The sequence below is a fragment of the Flavobacterium sp. genome (genome assembly GCF_044376915.1).
Taxonomy (GTDB): Bacteria; Bacteroidota; Bacteroidia; order Flavobacteriales; family Flavobacteriaceae; genus Flavobacterium.
Window position 1 is genome coordinate 1 of the sequence record NZ_JBILKB010000111.1, and the last position, 4,522, is coordinate 4,522.

Below are 4,522 nucleotides of genomic sequence, written 5' to 3' on the forward strand. Positions count from 1 at the left end.
GGACGCGATTATTTTGACAAATTACGAAGCATTGGATTTACTGTTATTGAAGAAGACTATACCAAAAAGATTAGCCCTGAATTAGTAACACGATATTGTTTAGCTCCTGGCGAAATTATACCGGTTTGTTTTAAGTAAAATAATAAAAAAACCTGCTACTCAATAGAAATAGCAGGTTTTAGTCATAAATACTCTCTTCGTATCTATATTTTACTTTCAGGCATCAACATCCCAATTACTTTATCTTTAGTTAAATATTTTTTAGCAACTTCTTGAATATCTTTAGCTGTTATAGCATTTACTTCAGCTTCATATTTCAATGCATTTTCAGGATTGCTACTATTTAAAAAAGATTTAGTGAAATTCGCCAACCAAAAACGGTTTTCTTTACTATCTTTTCTATAATCTGCCAATTCTCCTTCTTTGTATTTGGCTAAATCTTTTTCCTCTGGACCATTGGTAATAATTTTTTGCAATTCGTTCAATGCAGATGCCGTAAGCTTTTCAGCATTTTCAGGCCCACAAGGGAAACCAATATTAAAATTATAAAGACCGTAAGGCACTTTGTTCATGGTGCCTCGAGCTGAAACACCGTAAACTCCACTTTCTGATTCACGCAATTGCTCAACTAGTTTAATGGTCAAAACTTCACCTAAAGCTTCCATAGCTAAAGCTTCCTTTGGAGAATATTTTGCTTCACCATAAAACATAATAGTCACATTACTTTTAGGATCGGTTCCTTTGTTGACTACTTTCTTTAAATCACCTTTTAACATTCGGTAACCTAAGTCTACTGTTTTTTCTTTGGTTGCTGTTGTAGGCAAAGACGCCAAATATTTAGTAGCAAAAGCTTCGATAGTTTTATCGTCTACATTTCCTACAAAGAAAAACTCGAAATCTGCTGCATTTGCAAAACGCTCTTTGTATTTATCATAGGCTAACTTATAATCTGTTTCTGCCCAGGATTTATCAGTTGGCATTATTCCATTAAATCTTGGGTTTTCTTTATTCAAAAACGTATAAAACTCTTGTTGGAAATAATATTGTGGTTCCGAAGCCATATTCTTAAAGAAACTAGCTTGCTTTTGTTTAAAGCCTTCAAATGCTTCTGGATCAAAATTTAAATCGGTGAAATATGCATGTACCATCTGGAATAAATATTCTAAATCTTTTGGAGTAGTATTTCCTCTAAGCCCTTCTGTGGTATTACTTATGTATGGATTTACACGCGCAATTTTTCCAGTCATGAATTTATTGATATCATTCAATTTCAACCCAGAGAATCCCGCTTCAGCTAAAGCTCCATTTGCAAATTGTACTTTTTTCATTACTTCATTAGAGTACAAATTACTTCCTCCTAAACTTACAGCTTCAAAAATCACTTCATCATTTTTGAAATCGGTAGTTTTGTAAACTACTTTTACCCCATTAGATAAAACTAAGGTTTTGGTTCCTAAAGTAGCATTTGCTTCTCTATTTACAACTGTTCCAACTTTTAACTCTTTTCTAAGTAAACTCGTCGCTAGCGCCTTATCTTCATATGGTTTCAAATCGGCTTCATTTACTTTTAATGCCTCTAATACTTCCTGTTCCGTAACTTTTTTGAGATTATCTTTTTCCGGCCCAGTAAAAACAACCACTCGGTTATCTTCTTTTATGTAATCTTTAATCAAATCATTTACATCTTTCAAAATAATGTTTGGCATTAATTTTTTCATGGTCTCGAAAGTCCATTCTATTCCAGGAACGGGTTCTTGCTCAAGAAAATGCGATTGCATTTCTCCCACAAATCTATCTGAATTAGTTTTAGCCCTATCGTTATAACTTTTCTCAATTTGTGCTAAAAAGCTTGCTTTAGCTCTATCCAATTCACCTGATGTGAAACCATATTTTTTAGCTCTTTCATTCTCTGTAACCAATACTTTCAAAGCACTTAATTGTTGATTTTCAGCCATCATAGCAAAAGATTGATATGCTTTTTTATTTCTAGCATAGGTACCTCCATAATAGGTAAATCCAAATGTAAAAGGTGGTTTAGGTGAATTAGTCAATTCATTTAGACGATTGTTTAATAAGGTTGCAAACAAACCTTCAACAAGCTGACTTCTAAAATCGCCCACATTCACTATTTTCTTTGGTGCAGTGTAATCTTTATAGAATAATTGCACTTGAGTATCAGTGGCTTCTTTATCGCTTTCTACCGCAATAAAAGTTTCTTTATGGTTGGGTACTTCAAAAACATTTCTCGCTTTTTCATTGGCTGGATTTTTATATGCAGCGAAATGCTCTTTTATTTTCTTTTCCATTTCGGCAACATCAATATCTCCTACCACAATAACGCTCATCAAATTCGGACGATACCAATCTTTGTAAAAACGAGTTAAGGTTTCGTATTTAAATTTTTCTAAGATTTCTTTTTGACCAATAGGCAAACGATTAGCATACTTAGAATTATGCATCATTTTTGGAAGATAATGCCCCAACATACGTTTATCAGCGCCCAATCCTAAACGATATTCTTCTAAAACTACCCCGCGTTCTTTATCGATTTCCTCTGGAGTCAATACAGTATTAAATGCCCAATCTTCCAAAATTTGAAATCCTTTTTCTAATTTCTCTGGATTATCAGATGGAATCGGAAGAAAGTAAACAGTCTCGTCAAAACTTGTGTATGCATTTAAGTGTTGCCCAAATTTAACACCAATACTTTGTAAATAATCTACTAATTGATTCTTTGGGAATCGTTTCGTACCATTAAAACACATGTGCTCCATAAAATGAGCCAAACCCTGTTGGTCATCGTCTTCCAAAATAGAACCTGCATTTACGACCAATCGAAGGTCTACTTTCTTTTCTGGTTTGGCATTCTTTTTTATGTAGTAGGTTAACCCATTCTCAAGTTTACCGGTTCTTACATTCGGATCAAATGGAATAGCTTGTCCATAATCCATAGTTTGAGCTAAAATTACCATCGGAAACAATAGTAAGCTCAAAGCGAGTTGGTTCATTTTTTTCATAAAATTTTTTTTTGATTATCGAGTAAAACTAAAACTTTAAACATTTCAATTACATTGCATTACAAAATATTTAACAGAAAATACTGTTAAAAAAGAAGGCTAGCTTTATTTCAAAGAAAATCTACTTTAAAATAAAGAGGTTTAGTATATTTACGTCACAAATAATCAAAAATGAGAAATCCTTATTTAACCTTTATCTTAAGTTTACTTGGCATTCTTTCTACAGAACTACTTTATTCACAAGCCCTTAATGAAGTAGTTCCGCCTTACCACATTAAAACCGTATCATTTGTACAAAACAACCAAAATGTGGTGCCCATTTTTCAATTGGGTGAACATTTCCAATTACAATTTGACGATTTGTATGGAAATGATGCTTCTTTTTATTACGAAATTGTTCATTGTGACTACAATTGGAAACCTACCGATATTCAAAAAAGAGAATACCTTGAAGGAATCGATAACCAACGTATTTTAGAATCACTAAGCTCATTCAATACGTTACAGAGTTATTCGCATTATAGGTTGAACTTCCCTAACTCTTCTCTGCAATTTAAGATAAGTGGCAATTATATGCTTAAAGTATTGAATGAAGAAAGAGAAGTTATTTTCTCACGAAAATTCATATTATACGAAAATGCAGTTTCGGTCCCAATACAGGTAAGAAGACCTAGAAATGTTTCACAAATGGACTTCAAACACAACCTTGAGTTCACTGTAAAATCAAATCAAATTGTTTTTCAAAATGCGTTGAAAAATGTAAAAACAGTATTGATTCAAAATGGAAAATTCCAAACTGCAATTACAAATATTCTTCCTCAATTCACTATTGGAAATGATTTAGTATACCGTTACGATGCGCCTACACAATTTTGGGCAGGTAATGAGTTTCATTTTTTTGACAACAAAGAAATAAGATTGCCGAGTAATACAATTTCAAAAGTGGATAATAAAAAAGAAATTTACACGGCCCACTTATTTACAAATGATGCCAGAGCAAATAGTCCTTATTACTTTTGGGAGGATGTAAATGGGAATTTTGTAATCCGTAGATTGTTTTCAGAAAATAATGAAATCGAATCCGATTACAGTTGGGTTCATTTCACACTTTCAGCCCCAAATTTTAGAAGTGCTGACGGAGCGATTTACATTGCAGGTATGTTCAATAATTATGCCCTTAGTCCTGAAAATAAAATGGATTTCAATTCTGAAAATGGATTGTATGAAAAATACATTTTAATTAAACAAGGATTTACAAATTATGAATATGTAGCTGTTGATCCAAAAGGAAATATTGATCACGAAAATGCAATTGATGGTAATTTTTTTCAAACTGAAAATGAATATACCGTTTTAGTGTATTATAAAGAAAACATGGATCGATACGAACGAGTTATAGGAAAAGGGACAGCAAATTCATTGAATGGAATAAATTAAAACATTTTTTAACTCTAAGTTGAACCAATTTTATTTTTTTGTATTTTTGTTTCAATAGTTTTAATTTT

General features: G+C 32.3%; 2 protein-coding genes and 1 pseudogene. 2 read left to right on the forward strand and 1 reads right to left on the reverse strand.

Features of this window, described 5'->3' with window-relative positions:
- Window positions 1-138, forward strand: a pseudogene (locus tag ACIQ6Z_RS09200) (SAM-dependent methyltransferase); the annotation flags it as partial.
- 65 nt (window positions 139-203) lie between these two features.
- Here the strand turns inward: ACIQ6Z_RS09200 and ACIQ6Z_RS09205 are convergent.
- Window positions 204-3,017, reverse strand: a complete 2,814-nt coding sequence (locus tag ACIQ6Z_RS09205) for a M16 family metallopeptidase (RefSeq protein ID WP_396210589.1) — start codon at window positions 3,015-3,017, stop codon at window positions 204-206.
- A gap of 171 nt (window positions 3,018-3,188) precedes the next feature.
- Between ACIQ6Z_RS09205 and ACIQ6Z_RS09210 the strand changes: the two genes are divergently transcribed.
- Window positions 3,189-4,454 (forward strand): DUF5103 domain-containing protein, encoded by a 1,266-nt coding sequence (locus tag ACIQ6Z_RS09210; protein ID WP_396210590.1) that lies wholly within the window; start codon window positions 3,189-3,191, stop codon window positions 4,452-4,454.
- Window positions 4,455-4,522: the final 68 nt, after the last annotated feature.